A 16,541-nucleotide genomic window follows, 5' to 3' on the forward strand; every position below is an offset into this window, starting at 1 on the left:
TTTGTCCTCGATAGTAGTGAATTTGGTATTCTATATCCTATCAAAGAGCGATTTGCTGCTGCAACTGTTGATCCTTGCGGGGTGTTGCTGTGCCCTTACATCTATACAACACACTGTCTCGCCGCCTTGAACCTTTTTCGCCCCTGCACCCAGAGCGGGTGACGATCTATGCCTGTGGGGTTACGGTCTATGACTATTGCCATTTGGGGCACGCCCGTTCCTATGTCGCTTGGGATGTACTGCGCCGTTATCTCACGTTCTTGGGTTACACAGTGCACTATGTGCAGAATTTTACCGATATTGATGACAAAATTCTTCGCCGTGCCTATGAAAACGGTGAAACCATGGCGACGGTTAGCGATCGCTACATTGCCGCCTACCACCAGGACATGGCAGCGTTGAATATTCTGCCTGCCAGTGCTTATCCCCGCGCCACAGAGGTGATTCCAGAAATTATTAACCTCATCCAAGGGCTCCTGGATCGGGGCTATGCCTACGTTGCTGGAGGGGATGTTTACTATGCTGTGGCGCAATTTCCCAGCTATGGCAAGCTCTCCGGACGCCAGCTTGAGCAACTGATGGCCGGTGCCAGTGGCCGCATTGAGGAAGAGGAGGAGCAGCGCAAACGCCATCCCCTGGATTTTGCCCTCTGGAAAGCGGCCAAGCCGGAGGAAATGAGCGTCTATCATCCCTGGGAAGCCCCTTGGGGTAAAGGGCGCCCCGGCTGGCACATTGAATGCTCGGCCATGGTGCGGCAGGCCTTTGGAGCAACGGTGGATATCCACTGCGGCGGGATGGATTTAATTTTTCCCCACCACGAGAATGAAATTGCCCAATCGGAGGCGGTGACGCAACAGCCCCTAGCGCGATTTTGGCTTCACAACGGCTTTGTTACGGTCAACACTGAGAAAATGTCCAAGTCCTTGGGGAATTTCACGACCATTCGTGACCTGCTGGCTCAGGGGCTGGATCCCATGGCCCTGCGCCTATTGGTTTTGCAGGCTCAGTACCGCAAACCCTTGGACTTTACGCCAGAGGCACTTACCGCCGCGGCCAAGGGCTGGCAAACCCTAGGGGAAGCACTGCACTTGCATCAGCAGATTCCCCTGCCCCCCATAGATGCCGCTGAGGTGAGGAGCCACCCCAAAACTGAAGCCTTTTGCCAGGCCATGGATGAGGACTTGAACACCGCAGCGGCTCTAGCTGTGATCTTTGAGCTGGCGAAAACCCTCAATCGTGAGCAGCATCGCTATCTCCATGGGGGAGGGTGGGGGCGATCGCCCGCCGAAGTCAGCCGCGACTGGCACACCCTCGTAACCCTGGCTCAGGTCTTGGGTCTGGAGGCCAAAGAGGAGTCAAACCCTGCCCTAACAGTGGAACTCACCGATGAGGAGATTCAAGCGTTAATTGCGGCTCGCACTGCCGCCCGCCAAGCCAAGAACTACACCGAGAGCGATCGCCTGCGGGATCTCCTTTTGGCTCAAGGGGTGAAGCTGGTGGATCAAAAGGACGGCACCACCCACTGGTTTCGCGTGCCCTCAGCCCCCTAACATTGGAGAACACCATGGACGAGTCCCTTGCTGACCTGCGTCAGGAACTCTTGGCCCTTCTTTGCCGCGATGCCTACCGTGCCGGTGACTTTACCCTGTCCTCTGGCCAAAAAAGCCAGTACTACATTAACTGCAAACCCGTCACCCTCTCGGCGCGGGGCGCTTACCTTGTGGGGCGGCTCTTCTTGGAGCAGTTAGCCCCTGAGGCGGTGGCGGTGGCGGGTCTCACCCTTGGGGCAGATCCCTTGGTCGTGGCGGTGAGTGTCCTTTCCAATTTGGCAGGGCAGGATCGAGCAGCGCTGATTGTACGTAAGGAAGCCAAAGGCCACGGCACGATGAGCTTTATTGAAGGTCCCCCCTTACCCCAGGGGGCAGTGGTCACAGTGCTTGAGGATGTGATCACAACGGGGGGGTCTGCCCTCAAAGCCGTTGGGCGTCTGCAAGAGGCGGGCTATGTGGTGAATGAAGTCCTAGGGATTGTGGATCGCCAAGGGGGAGGAGCAGCGGCCTTTGCGGCTCAGGGGATACCCCTGCGATCGCTCTTTCAAATCAGTGACTTAGAAGCCTATCTCAATCGCACCTAGATGCCCAAGCGCTGGTAAATTTCCTCCAAATGCCGCAGGTGGTGCTCTGGGTTAAAGCAGGCCTCTAATTCCTCAGGGCTGAGATACCGCTGAATTTCAGGGTCTGCCTTGAGGTTGGCGGCAAAGTCCCCCTGGGGTTGATTCCAAGCGGCATGGGCATGTTTCTGCACAAGGGCATAGGCCGCTTCGCGGCTGAGGCCTTTTTCCACCAAGGCCAACAGCACCCGCTGACTAAAGATGACACCGCCGTAGCAATTCATATTGCGGCGCATATTCTCGGGATAAACCTGCAGCGTTTGCACCAAGTCAGTCATTTCCACCAGCATAAAGTGGGTGAGAATCGAGCTGTCGGGCAAAATGACCCGTTCCACTGCACTGTGGGAAATATCCCGCTCATGCCAAAGGGCAACATTTTCTAGGGCAGCCAAGGCATTGGCCCGCAGCACCCGCGCCAGACCCGTCAGCCGCTCGGAACGAATGGGATTGCGTTTGTGGGGCATAGCGGAGGAGCCTTTTTGACCCTTCGAGAAAAATTCCTCGACTTCCAGGACATCGGTGCGCTGCAGATTGCGAATTTCAACGGCAAAGCGCTCCAGACTGGCCCCTAGGAGGGCAAGGGTCTGCACATAATCTGCATGGCGATCGCGGGAAATGACCTGGGTGGAAGCGGTATCGGGTTGCAGTCCCAGTTTTTGACAGGCGATCGCCTCTACGCGCGGATCCACATTGGCATAGGTGCCCACTGCCCCGGAGATTTTGCCCACTGCCACTGTACGCTGTAACTGGCACAGGCGATCGCGATGGCGCAGCAGTTCCGCTAACCAACCCGCCAGTTTGAAGCCAAAGGTAATGGGTTCAGCGTGAATGCCATGGCTGCGTCCCACCATCACGGTATAGCGATGTTCTTGGGCACGGTGGCGGACCGCCTGCATGAGATGCTCCAACTGCTGTTGAATCAGCCCTAGACTGGCCACCAATTGCAGCGCTAAACCGGTGTCGAGAACATCGGAGCTCGTCAAGCCAAGGTGAATATAGCGCCCCGCATCGCCGACATACTCGTTAACGTTGGTGAGGAAAGCAATGACGTCGTGCTTCACCTCCGCTTCAATTTCCTGTACCCGTTGGGGGTCAAACTTGGCCTTGGCTTTGATCTCGGCAACGGCCGCGGCCGGAATATACCCCAGTTCGGCTTGGGCTTCGCAGACCGCAATCTCAACATCGAGCCATGTTTTGAATTTGTAGGCATCTGTCCAGAGATTCCCCATTGGGGCAAGGGTATAGCGTTCGATCATGGGCGTGGGTTTATCTAGAGTGATGAAAAACGGCAATTGAATGGCGATCGCCTATTTACGTTCGGGATGGTACACCGCCGCCGCTGTGGCAAAGCCATTGAGGCGATAGATGAGTTGGTAAAGACGGCTGTAATCCCGCTGGTTAAAGTGCAAGATCAATCGGGGTAGGTGGAGCGTGTGGGTCAAGGCGGGGTGGTTGAGGGGTTGCTCGTCTTCCACTTCCCGAGGTAAGGGTTCCGTCCGTTCAATCTGCCCCGACACGAGAATGTCTTGAAAATCGCGATTGAGTTCTGCTAAGGCGGCATCACTAATGTCTTGGTTCAACCGCAGCACCAAGCGATCGCCCACATAGCGGCTGGAGTGATAGACACGATAAAAGCCACTCAGATAAGCTAAGCCTTCGTCAACACTAGTGCAGATGCGGTAAAGTTCCTGATCTTCAGCGTTAATTAGCCCCTTGGCCGCCAGTTCTTCGCGAATAAACCGATCCCAATGCTGCCAGTAGGTACCACCGGGAACGTCCATCAAGGCCAAGGGTTTAGGGGGGGCCTTACCCGTTTGGCATAGGGTCAAGCATTCAAAGGCTTCATCTTGGGTGCCAAAGCCCCCGGGGAAGACGGCAATGGCATCGGTTTCCTTGAGCAAAAAGAGCTTGCGCGTAAAGAAGTACTTAAAGTGAATGAGGCGCGGATCCCCTTCAATGTAAGGATTGGCACCCTGCTCAAAGGGCAGTTCAATGTTGAGGCCAAAGGACTGATTGGGGCCTGCCCCTTTGTTACCAGCCTCCATGATGCCGCCCCCGGCACCAGTAATAATCATAAACCCCGCTGCACTCGCTGCTTGGGCAAAGCGCACCGCCATTTCATAGACCGGCGCAGTGGAGGGGGTGCGGGCAGAGCCAAAGATCGATATTTTGCGGGTATGGCGATAGGGGGCAAAGACCCGCAGGGCTTGGTGCATATCCCGCAGGCAGGAACGCAGAATTTTCCAATCTAGTCGTTCCAGTTCCTCCTCGGCAATATCCAGAAAAAGCTGCAGGGCTTGGTAAATCACGTCGCCGTGGGGCACCCTATCCAAGCGACTAATTAGCTCATCGACGTCTTGCTGTAGGCTACTTAAAGCGACTCGCGAAAGGGTCATGGCACCCTAAAAACGTTAGCACCCTATTTTATCAGGTGGAGGGATCACCTGCGGCACAGGGTAGGGTGAGGGTAAAGGTGGTCATGCCTGCTGCACTGTCGGCGCTAATGTCACCCTGCAATTGCTCTACGAGTTTTTGGGTAAGGGCAAGGCCTAAACCCGTTCCCCCCTGTTGCCACGGATCGGCATTGGGAATGCGATAGAACTTTTCAAAGATGCGCGGCAGCTCCTCACTGGGGATTTCTGAGGGATTACTCACCTGAATTTGCAGGCGATCGCCCCCGATTGGATCAAACCGGACAACAATCTGTGCACCAGCGGGGCTATACTTACAGGCATTGTTGATTAACTCTGCTAAGATGCGGGCTAAGGCATGGCGGTTGGAGAGGAGGGGGGGCAACGTGGCGGGGCGCAACACCTCAAGGGATTGCTGCCGCTGTTGCATGCGGTTGCGAAAGGGTTCGAGCACCGTAGGCAGCCAACTGTCGAGATCAATCACCTCCTGTTGAATCTGGCTGCGCCCTGCCTCTAGGCGTTGCAGATCGAGTAAATCATTGATCAGTTCGGTTTCGCGGTTGCACTCATTGGCGAGAATGTCGAGGTAGCGTTTCTGGCGATCGTCGGTGGCAAATTGCTTCAGCATGTGGATGGCCATTTTCATATTGGCCATGGGTGTACGCAACTCGTGGGAGACGGTGCTCAAGAAATCATCCTTAATGGCATTGAGCCGCTCTAGCTCCTGCATTTTCTGTTCCAGTTCGGCGGTACGGGCGCGCACTTGTCGCTCCAAATCCGCATTGAGTTCTTGCACCTGTTGGTAAAGCTGTGCTTGGTGAATGGCAAGGGCACACTGATCGGCAATGGTTTTGAGGAGGCTTAAATCTTCCGGTGTCCAAGACTTGGGCAAGGTTTGTTGCCAAAGCGAGCGATCGCTCGCCAAAACTGATGTTGCCTCACTCGGTTCCCACTCACACTCTAGAAGCGTAATTTGCCCCAGGAGTTGGCCAAGGTAAATCAGCGGCGTGATCACCAAGGCGTTGACATTTAAGGTTTTGAGATCCCGTGGTAGTGGCTCCGGCAAATCGGTGCAATCAGCTGCCAAAACCACCTGTTCCCCCTTCCTGAGGGTGGGTTCAAAGAGGGCGATCGCCTGCTGGTTGAGCGCAATCAAGTCCTTGGGCAAGCTGGCAAATTGAGGACGGCTTGCATAGGTAGGGCTATTGGGAGCAGGGGTTTGTGTAATCAGGCAGAGGGTCGAACCGAGGGCTTCTAGGAGTAAATCAGCGGTAATTTGCAGAACCTCCGCCGCTACCATGGTGGTCCGCATGGCTTGAATGATGCGGTTAATGATCGCCTCGCGGCGGGCTTGGTTGCGCAGTTGTTCCTCAGCTCGCTTGCGATCGGTGACATCCATGACATAGCTGCGGATCAGCTCACTCTCATAGATGTAGTGGATCGATTGCTCGTAGATGCGTCCTTGGTACTCCACCTCCCGCACATGGACCTTTTCTTGGGTTTGCTTCATGTAGCGTGCGAGTTCCGGCAGTCCCAACAGCAGGGGATGAGCCAACTTCTGTTGTTGCAAGTCCCGAAACTGCATCACTGCCGCTGGATTGAGATACGTCACCTTCCCCTCTAAATCCACTTCCAAAATCGGGTTGGGCGTTAGTTCCGGATAGGAAGCCAAACGCACTAAAGCTGCTTCACTAAAATTCTCGATATTGCCCTCCCTGAGGGGAACGAGCGTTGCAAAGGGATTGGTGCTTTTGGAGAGAAATCCTAAGACATCGGTACTGCGGCAAAAATCCTGAAACTCGGTATCCGTCATGTTGGTCAGGGCCAGGTAGCGGGCACGCACGTCACCGCCAAACACAATCATGTCGCCAGTGCGCAAATCATGGGCAACAATCCGCTGGCCGTTGACCACAGTGCCATTGGTACTGCGCTTGCCCTGCAAATCGCCATCAATCAGGCGAAAGAGATAGCTATTGGTCTCAGGACTAGTCACCCGGAACAAAATCGCATGCTGCCGTGAGACCATCTTGGAGTGGAGCACAATTGAATTCGTCGGATCACGGCCAATGGAGTAGGTGGCTGCCTCTAACAAAATGGGGCGCCGCCCTTCACTGTCTTCGAGGACCAATAGGTGGCGGACTGCCTGTCGCTCATCGCTCACCGTTGCCCCCTTGCCTAGGACCGCTCGGCATCTTGACGAAAGGACACGGGGGTGGCGGTCGCCTTCCAAGGGGGGTCTTTGACAGGCAGGGTGGTATATTGACGTACCAACGCACGGAACTCATCACCGTCAATGGTTTCCTTCTCAAGGAGCAGTTCCACCAGCTTGTCAATGGCGACTCGATGCTCGCGGATGAGTTTGCGGGCAATCTCATAGCAGTGCATCACAATCTCACGCACTTGGTGGTCAATTTGCACCGCTACAGCTTCAGAATATTCAGCGCGGGGCATGAGATCTCGACCCAGAAAGACCTCGTTGCCTGTTGTTTCAAGGGCTAAGTGTCCCAAATCCGACATACCGTAACGGGTTACCATTTCCCGCGCCAGATTCGCTACTGCTCGCAAGTCGCTACTGGCCCCCACAGTGACTTCAGCATCGCCAAAGATTTCCACTTCGGCAGCGCGCCCCCCCAATAGAATGGTGATCTCATCGAGGAGCCAGGCGCGGGTATAGAGGCCACTATCTACCCGCTCCTCATCAAAGATCTGCTGGGCAAAACCGCCAACCCCCCCAGAACGGGGAATAATCGTCACTTTATTGAGGGGATCGGCGTGTTTTAGAAGTGTCATTAACAGCGCATGCCCCACTTCGTGGTAGGCAATCAGCCACTTTTTCTTACTGTCGAGGAGGGGGGTGAGCGTCATGCCAATGGTGACCCGGTCAATGGCATCGTCAATTTCGGCATTGGTAATGGCAGGTTTGCGGCGGCGGGCTGTGAGGATCGCAGCTTCATTGAGAAGGTTAGCCAGCTCGGCACCAGAAAAACCGGGGGTACGGCGGGCGATCGCCTCGAGGGACACCTCAGGGGCAATTTTTTTGTTCCGCGCATGGACTTGGAGAATTTGTAGGCGTCCTTTGTAGCTGGGCAAATCAACCGTAATCTGGCGGTCAAAGCGGCCAGGGCGCAGTAGGGCCGCATCCAAAACATCGGGGCGGTTTGTTGCTGCAATTACAATAATGCCCGTATTGCCCTCAAAGCCATCCATTTCCGTCAGGAGTTGGTTGAGGGTTTGCTCCCGCTCATCATTGCCACCGCCAATACCGGCACCCCGTTGGCGACCAACGGCATCAATCTCATCAATAAACACCAAACAGGGGGCGTTTTCCTTGGCCTTTCTGAAGAGATCGCGCACGCGGGAGGCACCGACGCCGACAAACATTTCCACAAATTCAGAGCCAGAAATGGAAAAGAAGGGAACCCCGGCTTCACCCGCGATCGCCTTGGCAAGGAGCGTTTTCCCCGTTCCCGGTGGCCCAATTAGCAGCACCCCCTTGGGAATACGGGCACCAATGGAGGTAAATTTTTCTGAATTCTTGAGAAAGGTGACGACTTCCTGAAGCTCTTCTTTGGCTTCTTCAATTCCTGCCACATCGCCAAAGGTCACCCCCGTTTGGGCTTCCATTTGAAAACGGGCGCGGGATTTGCCAAAGTTGAGAATCTGCCCAGGGCCGCCAGGGGCATTACTGACCCGCTGCAAAATCATCAGGAAGACAATCAGCAGCAAGAAGCCCAGCATCAAGTTGGAAACTAGGCCGACAACGGCGCTCTCATTGCCTGAGGCCACCACCCGCACCGTCGTGTCATAGCGACTGCTCACTTGGCGCAGCAGTTCCACCAGTTCGGGATTGCGATCAAAGAGCCGCACCTCTTGGGGAGGTGATTGTTCTGGCTGATTCTTGCGGCGAAACTTGGCTAGCCCCTGTTCCTGATAGAGTTCGACGGAGCGAACTTCACCGGCTTTAAGGGCATTGAGGAATTGCGTGTAGGAAACGGTGTTATTGTTGCTCGACTGCGCTAGACCAATATTCGTGGGAGCTAAGGAGAAACCTACGACCAAAGCCAGTTGACTCAGCCGTTGGCAAAGGCGTTGAGCGTATTTCATCGACACCCGTTTCCGACATTTAGTTCTAATTCCCAGTTTAACAGCGATTTTTCAGTTCCCTGGCACCACGGATCAGCCACAGCCCAGAATCGCCGCCCTAAATATAAAATAGGACAGCATTCTTTTTAGAACGCCCATGGGACTGATTGTACAAAAGTATGGCGGCACATCCGTCGGTAGTGTCGAGCGCATCCAAGCGGTAGCCCGCAGGGTCAAGGCAACGGTAGCAGCAGGACATCAGGTCGTGGTGGTGGTCTCGGCCATGGGCAAAACCACGGATAGCTTGGTGCAACTGGCCTATGCCATTAGCGATCGCCCCAGTCAGCGGGAAATGGATATGCTGCTGTCGACGGGGGAACAAGTCTCGATCGCCCTATTGACGATGGCTCTCCATGCCTTGGGGGAACCCGCTATCTCCCTTACCGGCGCCCAAGTGGGAATTGTGACTGAACCGGCCCACACCCGTGCCCGCATTCTCCACATTGAGACCCAGCGCCTCGAACGGCACCTCAAAGCAGGACAAGTAGTGGTTGTGGCCGGCTTTCAGGGGATTACTGCTGCCACTGATTTTGAGGTCACCACCCTTGGGCGTGGCGGGTCGGATACGTCGGCTGTGGCTTTGGCGGCAGCTCTACGGGCGGATTGCTGTGAAATTTACACCGATGTCCCCGGCATTTTAACTGCGGATCCCCGACTAGTGCCCAATGCCCAACTCATGAGCGAAATTACCTGCGATGAAATGTTGGAGTTGGCCAGCCTAGGGGCAAAGGTCTTGCACCCCCGCGCGGTGGAGATTGCCCGCAACTATGGTGTCGATTTGGTGGTGCGCTCCAGTTGGACGGATGATCCGGGTACCCGCGTCATCGCCCCAGCACGGCCGCCGCGTCCCGTGGAAAACCTTGAACTGGGCAAGCCCGTGGATGGCGTAGCCCTGGACACGGATCAGGCAAAGGTGGCACTCCTGCGGGTGGCCGATCGCCCCGGTGTTGCGGCACAGCTTTTTGGCGAACTGGCCCGGCAAAACCTTGATGTGGATTTGATTATCCAATCCATCCACGAAGGGCAAACGAATGATATTGCCTTCACAGTCCAAAAGAGTGTTCTCAAACAAGCCGAAGCCATTGCCGTGGCCTTTTATCCCCGCTTGAGCCCCCGGGTTGAAGAGACGGATGTGCTAGTGGATGCCGATATTGCCAAGGTGAGTATTACCGGCGCTGGCATGATTGGCCGACCGGGGGTGGCCGCTCAGATGTTCTCGGCCTTGGCGGCAGCGGGTATTAACCTGCAAATGATTTCCACCTCTGAAGTCAATGTCAGTTGTACAGTGGCCGCTGCGGATGCCGGTCGAGCCATTGCCGTTCTCTCCCAAACCTTTGATGTGGAAGCCGCCACCACTGTCCCTCAAAACCCCCCTGCTGCCCCACCGGTGCGGGGCGTTGCCCTTGATCCCAAGCAGGCGCGGATTGCCATTCGGGATGTGCCCGATCGCCCTGGTATGGCGGCAGCAATTTTCCAGACCCTTGCCGATGCGGCCATTAGCGTCGATATGATTATCCAATCCCAGCGATCGCGCTCCCTGGGAGGTGTGATGACCCGCGACATTGCCTTTACAGTCGCCTCTACCGATGCCGAGGACGCTACGGAACTGCTCCGAAAAGTCCAGGCCCAATTGGGCTACGGTGACGTCCTCGTCGACACCGCAATCGCCAAAGTGAGCATTGTCGGTGTAGGGATGATCCACCGCCCGGGGATCGCTGCCCAAATGTTTGCTGCCCTTGCCCGTGAAAACATCAACATTCAAATGATTGCCACCTCAGAAATTCGCGTCAGTTGTGTCGTGGCAGAATCAGAGGGGGTGCGGGCGCTGCGGGCGGTGCATAGGGCCTTTGGGCTGGATGGGGAGGCACCCGTCGCCATTCCCGATGTCGGTAAATAGGCCGCCCCACTGGCAAATTGCCCTTGTGCTGGGCGTGGGCGTGTTGGCGGTGTCGACGGCGGCTCTGCTGGTGCGCTGGGGTATGACTGGTTTGCCTACCCATTCCCTAGGGACAACTGTGGGGTTGAGCATTTTCCTTGCCAGTGGTCGCCTGAGTGTGGCCGCCCTCTGTTTGATCCCACAACTGCACCCTTGGCCATGGCCAGACCTGTCTCGGCAAAATCTGCGTTGGGCGGTGGCTGCGGGGGTTGCTCTTGCAGCGCACTTTAGCCTCTGGTTCACTTCACTGCACTACACATCGGTGGCAGCCTCGACAATGCTGGTGACCACAACCCCGATCTGGTCGGCGCTTGTGGGATACCTTTGGCAGCGACAAACCCTTCAACCCCAGGGTTGGCTCGGTATGGCGATCGCCTTTGGCGGCAGTGCCCTAATTAGCGCGGGAGAACCGACGAGTACGGTGGCAAGGAATCCCCTCTTGGGAAATGGGCTAGCGATCGCTGCGGCCTGGGCAGTCAGTGCCTACTTTATTTGTGGTCAAGCTGCCCAAAAGGCGGGTCTGTCGATTCACCACTACGCCCTTGTTGCCTATGCCACTGCTGCTGGGGTGCTCCTACCCCTACCGCCTCTGCTGGGCCTTGCCTACACCGGTTGGCCCCTCAAGCTCTATGGCGCTATTCTCCTGCTAGCGTTGATTCCCCAGTTGGTGGGGCACACCAGTCTCAATTGGGGCGTGCGCTGGCTCTCCCCCACGGGGGTAACGCTTCTGGTGTTGGCAGAACCCATTGCTGCCAGTCTCTTGGCTTTGCTGCTCTTTGGTGAAGTGCCGACAACGGCAGTGATCACGGGGGGCATTCTAGTGCTGGTGGGTTTAAGCGTGGCACTGTGGCCCAGTCCTTAGGGGGGTTTTGGCGATCGCCGCCGCCGTTTAAGGGTATCCAAAGCATCCCCTAAGGCAGTAATTAACCCCTCACGGGTACGGGCATGGTTTTGCCGTTCCTCCTCTAGGGCCTGCCGTAGCTGCTCATTTTCAAGGAGGGCAGCAATTAGTTGAGCTTGGAGTTCGGGCACAGAAGTCTCCCTGCGGACGCGGGCCTCAATGCGTGCCCGTTCATCCGCCCAGTCTGGGTTGTCGGGGTCCACAGGCGGCGGCGGTTCAGGAATCAGTGGCGGCAGTTGATTTGCTTGCGCCTGCAGCCTTTGCAGTTGCTCTTGCAGACGTTGAAGCTGTTCCTGAAAATCTGCCACAGTGGATAAGGCACAGTTAGGAATTCTAGGGCTATTTTGATACGAGCATCCTCAGAAAACAAGGGTCAAGATACATTGGTGAGTGGTGAGGCGCTCCAAAGATGGTGGCATTGGGCCCAGGGGATCATTCCTGCCCCTGAGCGCGAGAGTGGTCTGCGGGAGTTAAAACAATTTCTCAGGGCCTTTACAGGGCTGAGTCCCCTGGAAATCACACTGCGCCGATTCCCGCCCCAGATTCATCTGAAACTTCCCCTTACAGAACTCCAAGAGCGGTGGCAACGCCGCTGGCAAGAGCGAGTCCCCCTACAATATCTGATTGGTGTGGCTCACTGGCACGATCTCGAATTAGTCGTGACCCCCAGTGTGCTGATTCCTCGGCCAGAAACCGAGGAGTTACTTGCCGTCGTCGCAGCAACGGTACCCCCTTGGCAACAGCAGGGGCATTGGCTGGATTTGGGTACGGGGAGTGGGGCGATCGCCATTGGGTTGGCGCGGTTATTTCCGGCAGCGCTGATTCATGCTGTGGATTGTAGCTCTGAGGCCCTAGAGGTGGCGCAAGTTAATATTCAAAAGTACGCTTTGGGCGATCGCGTGCGGTGCTACGTTGGGAATTGGTTTGACCCCATTGTGCCTCTGCAAGGGCAGGTGCAGGGGATTGTCAGCAATCCTCCCTATATTCCCACCAGCGTCGTGGCCACCCTCCAACCGGAGGTGCAGTACCATGAACCCCTCCTTGCCCTCGATGGCGGTACGGATGGCTTGCAGGCCATTCGCCAGATTCTTGAGACGGCGCCAGAGTATTTGCAACCCCAAGGCTGGCTCTTTATTGAATTGATGGCCACCCAAGGAAAAGCAGTGGCAGCTTTGGCAATGGCTACCCAAGCCTATGAACGGGTGGAAATCCTTCGAGATCTGAGTGGCCACGATCGCTTCTTGCTCGCTCAAACACCTTAGCCGCGATCCCAACGCCAGAGGACAACCATGAGGGCAACCACTCCGATTTGTAGTGCCAGAGTCCATGGCAAGTCGTCACCTGCGGTGCCCGCCAATCCCTTGAGGCCAAGGATAAAGGCCCCCATGAGGCCGGAAGCAGCAAAAACAGCATAGAAAACACGCCGCAGTCCCCGATAGGGAGCTGCTGCCTCGGCTCGCAGGCGATCGCGCAGGGTTGATTGAGTCCCTTCGACCTGTTCCTTGGGTTCGTTAGCAGCCATTTGATTTTCCCATCGTCTGAAAATATCCTAGGTCCCTACAATAGGGAACGGTGTGCATCAATGACGGTCTAAGGCCGTAGACCAAAGGAGATGTGAGGAGTTTAACATGCATTGGCAGCAAATCCGTCTGGCACTATCGATCGCCTTGGGTACTACGGTTACTATTCCCCAACTCAGCCAACCCTCCCCAAATACAGGTGCAGGGATACTCCGCTGGAGCGATGCTTCATTTCCTGTGGAAAATTTCCAAGGCTACACCTCTCCCTTCGGCTACCGGCAATCACCCACGGGGGAACCCACCACCGAATTTCACAATGGCCTTGATTTTGCGGCACCCCAAGGGAGCTATATCCGCAATTGGTGGGCTGGGCAGGTGATTGAAGTTTCCGATCACACCGCCTGTGGCACACTGGTACGGATTCAATCGGGAGCTTGGGAACACGTTTACTGCCACATGATGGGGCGGGTTGAGCAGACCGCCCAAGGACGAGCCATGGTCGATCGCGCGGGTGGCATTCTAATCCTAGAGGGGCAACGAGTACCAACGGGGGCACGTATTGGTCGAGTGGGCATGACGGGGCGGACAACCGGACCCCACCTACACTGGACGCTTCGCTACCGAGGACAATTGGTTAATCCTGCCGTGGTTCTCCAGGCCATGTATGGCAGCCAAGCTCAGCGGTGACCCTAAGCAGAGAATTGTTCTGGTTGGCGCTAGTGATGCCGATGCGACTCAAAAGCATTTTCTTGCCCATATTTGCCCCTTCCGAATTATCCTATGGAACCGAAGCGATCCATCACTCAGCCAAAAGAGGGCACCTATAGAGTGATCCAGAGCTGAAAAAGTGACTCTGGAAGCTATCCCTGAAGAGTTCAAGGCAAAATTGTGTGGCTTTGACGGGACTGACGGGGCTCGAACCCGCAACTTCCGCCGTGACAGGGCGGTGCTCTAACCGATTGAACTACAGTCCCAATTTTTGAGCGATTTTTAGCCTATCAGGAAAATCAGGAGCTTGTCAACTGGTTGAATGTCCCTTGCAGGGCGATCGCCCCCTATCATTTCTTGTTGCCTTGGGGGAGAACGTTGCCGGTTAACTGATAAACTTGGTAAGCTCCTGAAAATTGATTTGAAAAATGATTGCCTATCTTTTGGGAGTGGGTCTGTGAAGGTTGTTGTCGTTGGTAGTGGTGGTCGGGAGCACGCGATCGCCTGGAAATTACTCGATTCTCCTCGCGTGACACAGGTTTACTGTTTACCAGGAAATGGGGGTACAGCCTGCTTAGAGCGGTGTGAGAATGTTGCCATTGAAGCCACCGACCTTACAGGCATTGGTGAATTTGCCAAAGAGAATAACGCTGATTTAGTAGTTGTTGGCCCAGAGGTACCCCTTGCAGCCGGTTTAGGCGATCGCCTACAGGCGCTAAAGATTCCTGTCTTTGGCCCTAGCCAAGCAGGGGCACAAATTGAAGCCAGTAAAGCCTGGGCAAAGGCGCTCATGGAGGCGGCTGGGATTCCCACGGCCAAGGCAGCGGTGTTTGACAATTATGGGGCGGCCTCCCGTTATGTCCAAGCCAAAGGGGCCCCCATTGTCATTAAGGCCGATGGTTTAGCGGCGGGTAAAGGAGTGACGGTAGCGGCTACAGAAGCGGCGGCGATCGCCGCCCTCGAGCGAATCTTTGGGGGCGAATTTGGTGTAGCTGGTCAACAGGTGGTCGTTGAATCCGTGCTGGAGGGGCAAGAGGTCTCCGTCCTCGCTGTTACAGATGGCAAAACCATTCTGCCGCTGCTGCCTGCCCAAGACCATAAGCGCATTGGCGAAGGGGATACCGGTCCAAATACCGGGGGAATGGGGGTCTATGCCCCTGTACCTTGGGTGACACCAGAGCTAATGCAACGAATTCAAAGGACAATACTTGAACCTGCCCTTGGGGCTTTACAGGATCGGGGCATCCACTACTGCGGGGTGCTCTATGCGGGTCTGATGGTGACACCCGCAGGGGATCCCTACGTGGTGGAGTTTAACTGTCGCTTTGGTGATCCTGAAACCCAAGTGGTGCTGCCCCTTTTGGAAACCCCCTTGATTGATGTGATCCTAGCCTGTGTTGAGGGGCGCTTAGCCAGTTTGGGCGCCTTGCAATGGCGCAATGAAGTGGCGCTATGCGTTGTCATGGCAGCAGGAGGTTATCCGGGCAGTTATCGCAAAGGCGATGTGATTCAAGGGATTCCAGAAGCAATAGCCCAGGGAGTTCTTGTTTTTCATGCGGGTACCCGTTGGCAGGAGGGGCAGTGGTACACCAATGGCGGGCGGGTTCTCAACATCACTGCCTTAGCCCCTGATTTTGCCACCGCTCAGGCCAAGGCCTATGGGGCGGTCAATGCCATTGCATTTGCCGACTGCTACTATCGTCGTGACATTGGCTACCGTATTCTGGAATCATCGGCCCACAGAGGTGAATACCGTCCATGACCCTTCTTTCCCCCAAAACTAGCCCATTACGCTGTTTAACCGGTGCGTTAATTGCTGGTACCCTTGGGCTTCTCCTTTATCGGCTCACAGGGGCGATCGCCTACCTCTTTGCTACCCATGCCGTCAGTGCTCATCATCAACTGGTTTATAGCTTGGCAGTCGCCGTGCGCACCCTCGTGGTTGGTTTGTGTACCCTGGCAACGGGTGTCTTTAGCATTATTGCGTTGGGGCTCGTGGCTCTGACGCTGCAACTCCTTTGGGAACGCTGGGTACAACGGGAGCAAGCTTAACTGTTGCTGATTTTGCCATCCTCAATTTTGGTGATGCGATCGGCAATGGCTGTAATCCGCGGATCATGGGTAACAATCAATACCGTGCAGTCATTTTGTTTGGCCAGCTTGTAGAGAATCTTGATCACTTGTTGGCCATTTTGGGAATCAAGGGAGGCTGTGGGTTCATCGGCAAAAATGATCTTTGGCTCACCCGCCAAGGCACGGGCAATGGCAACCCGTTGTTTTTGACCCCCGGAGAGGTTGGCGGGCATAAAGTCGAGGCGATCGCCCAAGCCAACTGCCTTGAGAAGTGCTACTGCCTGTTCCTTCGCTTTTTTACCTTTAATGCCCTTAAGATTGAGGGCAATTTCAACATTTTCCAGTGCGGTCAAGGCAGGGAAAAGATTAAAACTCTGAAAGATAAAGCCAATATTTTGCAGGCGAAATTTTGCTAGGGCGGCCTTGGACAGTTGGGTGATCTCTTGGCCTAGGACAACCACTTGACCACTGGTGGGGGCAAGAATACCGGCCAAAATCGAGAGCAGAGTAGTTTTCCCTGACCCCGAAGGTCCCATCAGCAGATGGAGATGACCGGCTTGGATTTGCAGATCAATTCCCTGCAGAACAGGGGTCTCCTGATGACCAGAACGATAAACCTTGGTTAGATTGGTGGTGGCGATCGCCAGCCTAGTCATGGCCACAGGGGCAAGTGTCATCG

15 protein-coding genes and 1 tRNA gene are annotated in these 16,541 nt (G+C 55.5%); 8 read left to right on the forward strand and 8 right to left on the reverse strand.

Going from position 1 to position 16,541, the window contains the following annotated elements; translation table 11 throughout:
- The first annotated feature begins 89 nt into the window (after positions 1-89).
- Both cysS and pyrE read left to right on the forward strand, forming a co-directional pair.
- Positions 90-1,550, forward strand: coding sequence for a cysteine--tRNA ligase (cysS, locus tag TLL_RS09270; RefSeq protein ID WP_164920936.1), 1,461 nt, complete (start codon positions 90-92; stop codon positions 1,548-1,550).
- Positions 1,551-1,564: 14 nt separating this feature from the next.
- A complete protein-coding gene (gene pyrE / locus TLL_RS09275) occupies positions 1,565-2,134 on the forward strand; it encodes an orotate phosphoribosyltransferase (RefSeq protein ID WP_011057665.1) in 570 nt (189 codons plus the stop codon).
- On the opposite strand, the gene purB is transcribed toward pyrE, so the two are convergent.
- Genes purB through ftsH form a run of 4 tightly spaced genes read right to left on the reverse strand, consistent with a single transcriptional unit; the run spans position 2,131 to position 8,685 of the window.
- A complete protein-coding gene (gene purB / locus TLL_RS09280) occupies positions 2,131-3,426 on the reverse strand; it encodes an adenylosuccinate lyase (protein WP_011057666.1) in 1,296 nt (431 codons plus the stop codon). The genes pyrE and purB overlap by 4 nt on opposite strands.
- Before the next feature lie 51 nt (positions 3,427-3,477).
- On the reverse strand, positions 3,478-4,566 hold the full coding sequence (locus TLL_RS09285; RefSeq protein ID WP_011057667.1) for an LOG family protein: 1,089 nt from the start codon (positions 4,564-4,566) through the stop codon (positions 3,478-3,480).
- A 31-nt stretch (positions 4,567-4,597) separates the two neighbouring features.
- Complete coding sequence (locus TLL_RS09290; RefSeq protein WP_231833760.1) at positions 4,598-6,811, reverse strand: ATP-binding protein; 2,214 nt, start codon at positions 6,809-6,811, stop codon at positions 4,598-4,600.
- Positions 6,757-8,685, reverse strand: a complete 1,929-nt coding sequence (gene ftsH, locus TLL_RS09295; RefSeq protein ID WP_164920937.1) for an ATP-dependent zinc metalloprotease FtsH — start codon at positions 8,683-8,685, stop codon at positions 6,757-6,759. Before ftsH ends, TLL_RS09290 begins: the two co-directional genes overlap by 55 nt.
- A 136-nt stretch (positions 8,686-8,821) precedes the next feature.
- On the opposite strand from ftsH, the gene TLL_RS09300 reads away from it, so the two are divergent.
- Both TLL_RS09300 and TLL_RS09305 read left to right on the forward strand, forming a co-directional pair.
- Positions 8,822-10,621, forward strand: coding sequence for an aspartate kinase (locus TLL_RS09300; RefSeq protein WP_011057670.1), 1,800 nt, complete (start codon positions 8,822-8,824; stop codon positions 10,619-10,621).
- Positions 10,608-11,522 carry a DMT family transporter gene (locus tag TLL_RS09305; protein WP_164920938.1) on the forward strand — a complete coding sequence of 305 codons (915 nt, stop codon included), beginning with the start codon at positions 10,608-10,610 and terminating at the stop codon, positions 11,520-11,522. Before TLL_RS09300 ends, TLL_RS09305 begins: the two co-directional genes overlap by 14 nt.
- Here the strand turns inward: TLL_RS09305 and TLL_RS09310 are convergent.
- Entirely contained in the window at positions 11,519-11,869 is a 351-nt protein-coding gene (locus tag TLL_RS09310; protein ID WP_011057672.1) for a hypothetical protein, read from the reverse strand. The two genes, TLL_RS09305 and TLL_RS09310, sit on opposite strands and share 4 nt — an antisense overlap.
- A 36-nt stretch (positions 11,870-11,905) precedes the next feature.
- On the opposite strand from TLL_RS09310, the gene prmC reads away from it, so the two are divergent.
- A complete protein-coding gene (prmC, locus tag TLL_RS09315; RefSeq protein WP_231833761.1) occupies positions 11,906-12,823 on the forward strand; it encodes a peptide chain release factor N(5)-glutamine methyltransferase in 918 nt (305 codons plus the stop codon).
- Here prmC and TLL_RS09320 read toward each other — a convergent pair.
- Complete coding sequence (locus TLL_RS09320) at positions 12,820-13,083, reverse strand: DUF3493 domain-containing protein (protein WP_011057674.1); 264 nt, start codon at positions 13,081-13,083, stop codon at positions 12,820-12,822. The two genes, prmC and TLL_RS09320, sit on opposite strands and share 4 nt — an antisense overlap.
- Positions 13,084-13,189: 106 nt before the next feature.
- Here TLL_RS09320 and TLL_RS09325 point away from each other — a divergent pair, with 106 nt between their 5' ends.
- On the forward strand, positions 13,190-13,768 hold the full coding sequence (locus TLL_RS09325; protein WP_011057675.1) for a M23 family metallopeptidase: 579 nt from the start codon (positions 13,190-13,192) through the stop codon (positions 13,766-13,768).
- A gap of 213 nt (positions 13,769-13,981) precedes the next feature.
- Here TLL_RS09325 and TLL_RS09330 read toward each other — a convergent pair.
- A tRNA-Asp gene (locus tag TLL_RS09330) sits at positions 13,982-14,055 on the reverse strand.
- Positions 14,056-14,246: 191 nt separating this feature from the next.
- Between TLL_RS09330 and purD the strand changes: the two genes are divergently transcribed.
- Both purD and TLL_RS09340 read left to right on the forward strand, forming a co-directional pair.
- On the forward strand, positions 14,247-15,551 hold the full coding sequence (purD, locus tag TLL_RS09335) for a phosphoribosylamine--glycine ligase (RefSeq protein WP_164920939.1): 1,305 nt from the start codon (positions 14,247-14,249) through the stop codon (positions 15,549-15,551).
- Positions 15,548-15,841 carry a DUF3082 domain-containing protein gene (locus TLL_RS09340; RefSeq protein ID WP_011057677.1) on the forward strand — a complete coding sequence of 98 codons (294 nt, stop codon included), beginning with the start codon at positions 15,548-15,550 and terminating at the stop codon, positions 15,839-15,841. Before purD ends, TLL_RS09340 begins: the two co-directional genes overlap by 4 nt.
- On the opposite strand, the gene TLL_RS09345 is transcribed toward TLL_RS09340, so the two are convergent.
- Positions 15,838-16,539 carry an ABC transporter ATP-binding protein gene (locus tag TLL_RS09345; protein ID WP_011057678.1) on the reverse strand — a complete coding sequence of 234 codons (702 nt, stop codon included), beginning with the start codon at positions 16,537-16,539 and terminating at the stop codon, positions 15,838-15,840. The genes TLL_RS09340 and TLL_RS09345 overlap by 4 nt on opposite strands.
- Positions 16,540-16,541 lie beyond the last annotated feature (2 nt).

This window comes from Thermosynechococcus vestitus BP-1, from assembly GCF_000011345.1.
Lineage (GTDB): Bacteria > Cyanobacteriota > Cyanobacteriia > Thermosynechococcales > Thermosynechococcaceae > Thermosynechococcus > Thermosynechococcus vestitus.

Excerpts from the sequence above, each read along its gene's own strand:
- pyrE (WP_011057665.1), top strand. The coding sequence starts at position 1,565 with ATGGACGAGTCCCTTGCTGACCTGCGTCAGGAACTCTTGGCCCTTCTT.
- purB (WP_011057666.1), bottom strand. The coding sequence starts at position 3,426 with ATGATCGAACGCTATACCCTTGCCCCAATGGGGAATCTCTGGACAGAT.
- TLL_RS09285 (WP_011057667.1), bottom strand. The coding sequence starts at position 4,566 with ATGACCCTTTCGCGAGTCGCTTTAAGTAGCCTACAGCAAGACGTCGAT.
- ftsH (WP_164920937.1), bottom strand. The coding sequence starts at position 8,685 with ATGAAATACGCTCAACGCCTTTGCCAACGGCTGAGTCAACTGGCTTTG.
- TLL_RS09300 (WP_011057670.1), top strand. The coding sequence starts at position 8,822 with ATGGGACTGATTGTACAAAAGTATGGCGGCACATCCGTCGGTAGTGTC.
- TLL_RS09305 (WP_164920938.1), top strand. The coding sequence starts at position 10,608 with ATGTCGGTAAATAGGCCGCCCCACTGGCAAATTGCCCTTGTGCTGGGC.
- TLL_RS09320 (WP_011057674.1), bottom strand. The coding sequence starts at position 13,083 with ATGGCTGCTAACGAACCCAAGGAACAGGTCGAAGGGACTCAATCAACC.
- TLL_RS09325 (WP_011057675.1), top strand. The coding sequence starts at position 13,190 with ATGCATTGGCAGCAAATCCGTCTGGCACTATCGATCGCCTTGGGTACT.
- TLL_RS09340 (WP_011057677.1), top strand. The coding sequence starts at position 15,548 with ATGACCCTTCTTTCCCCCAAAACTAGCCCATTACGCTGTTTAACCGGT.
- TLL_RS09345 (WP_011057678.1), bottom strand. The coding sequence starts at position 16,539 with ATGACACTTGCCCCTGTGGCCATGACTAGGCTGGCGATCGCCACCACC.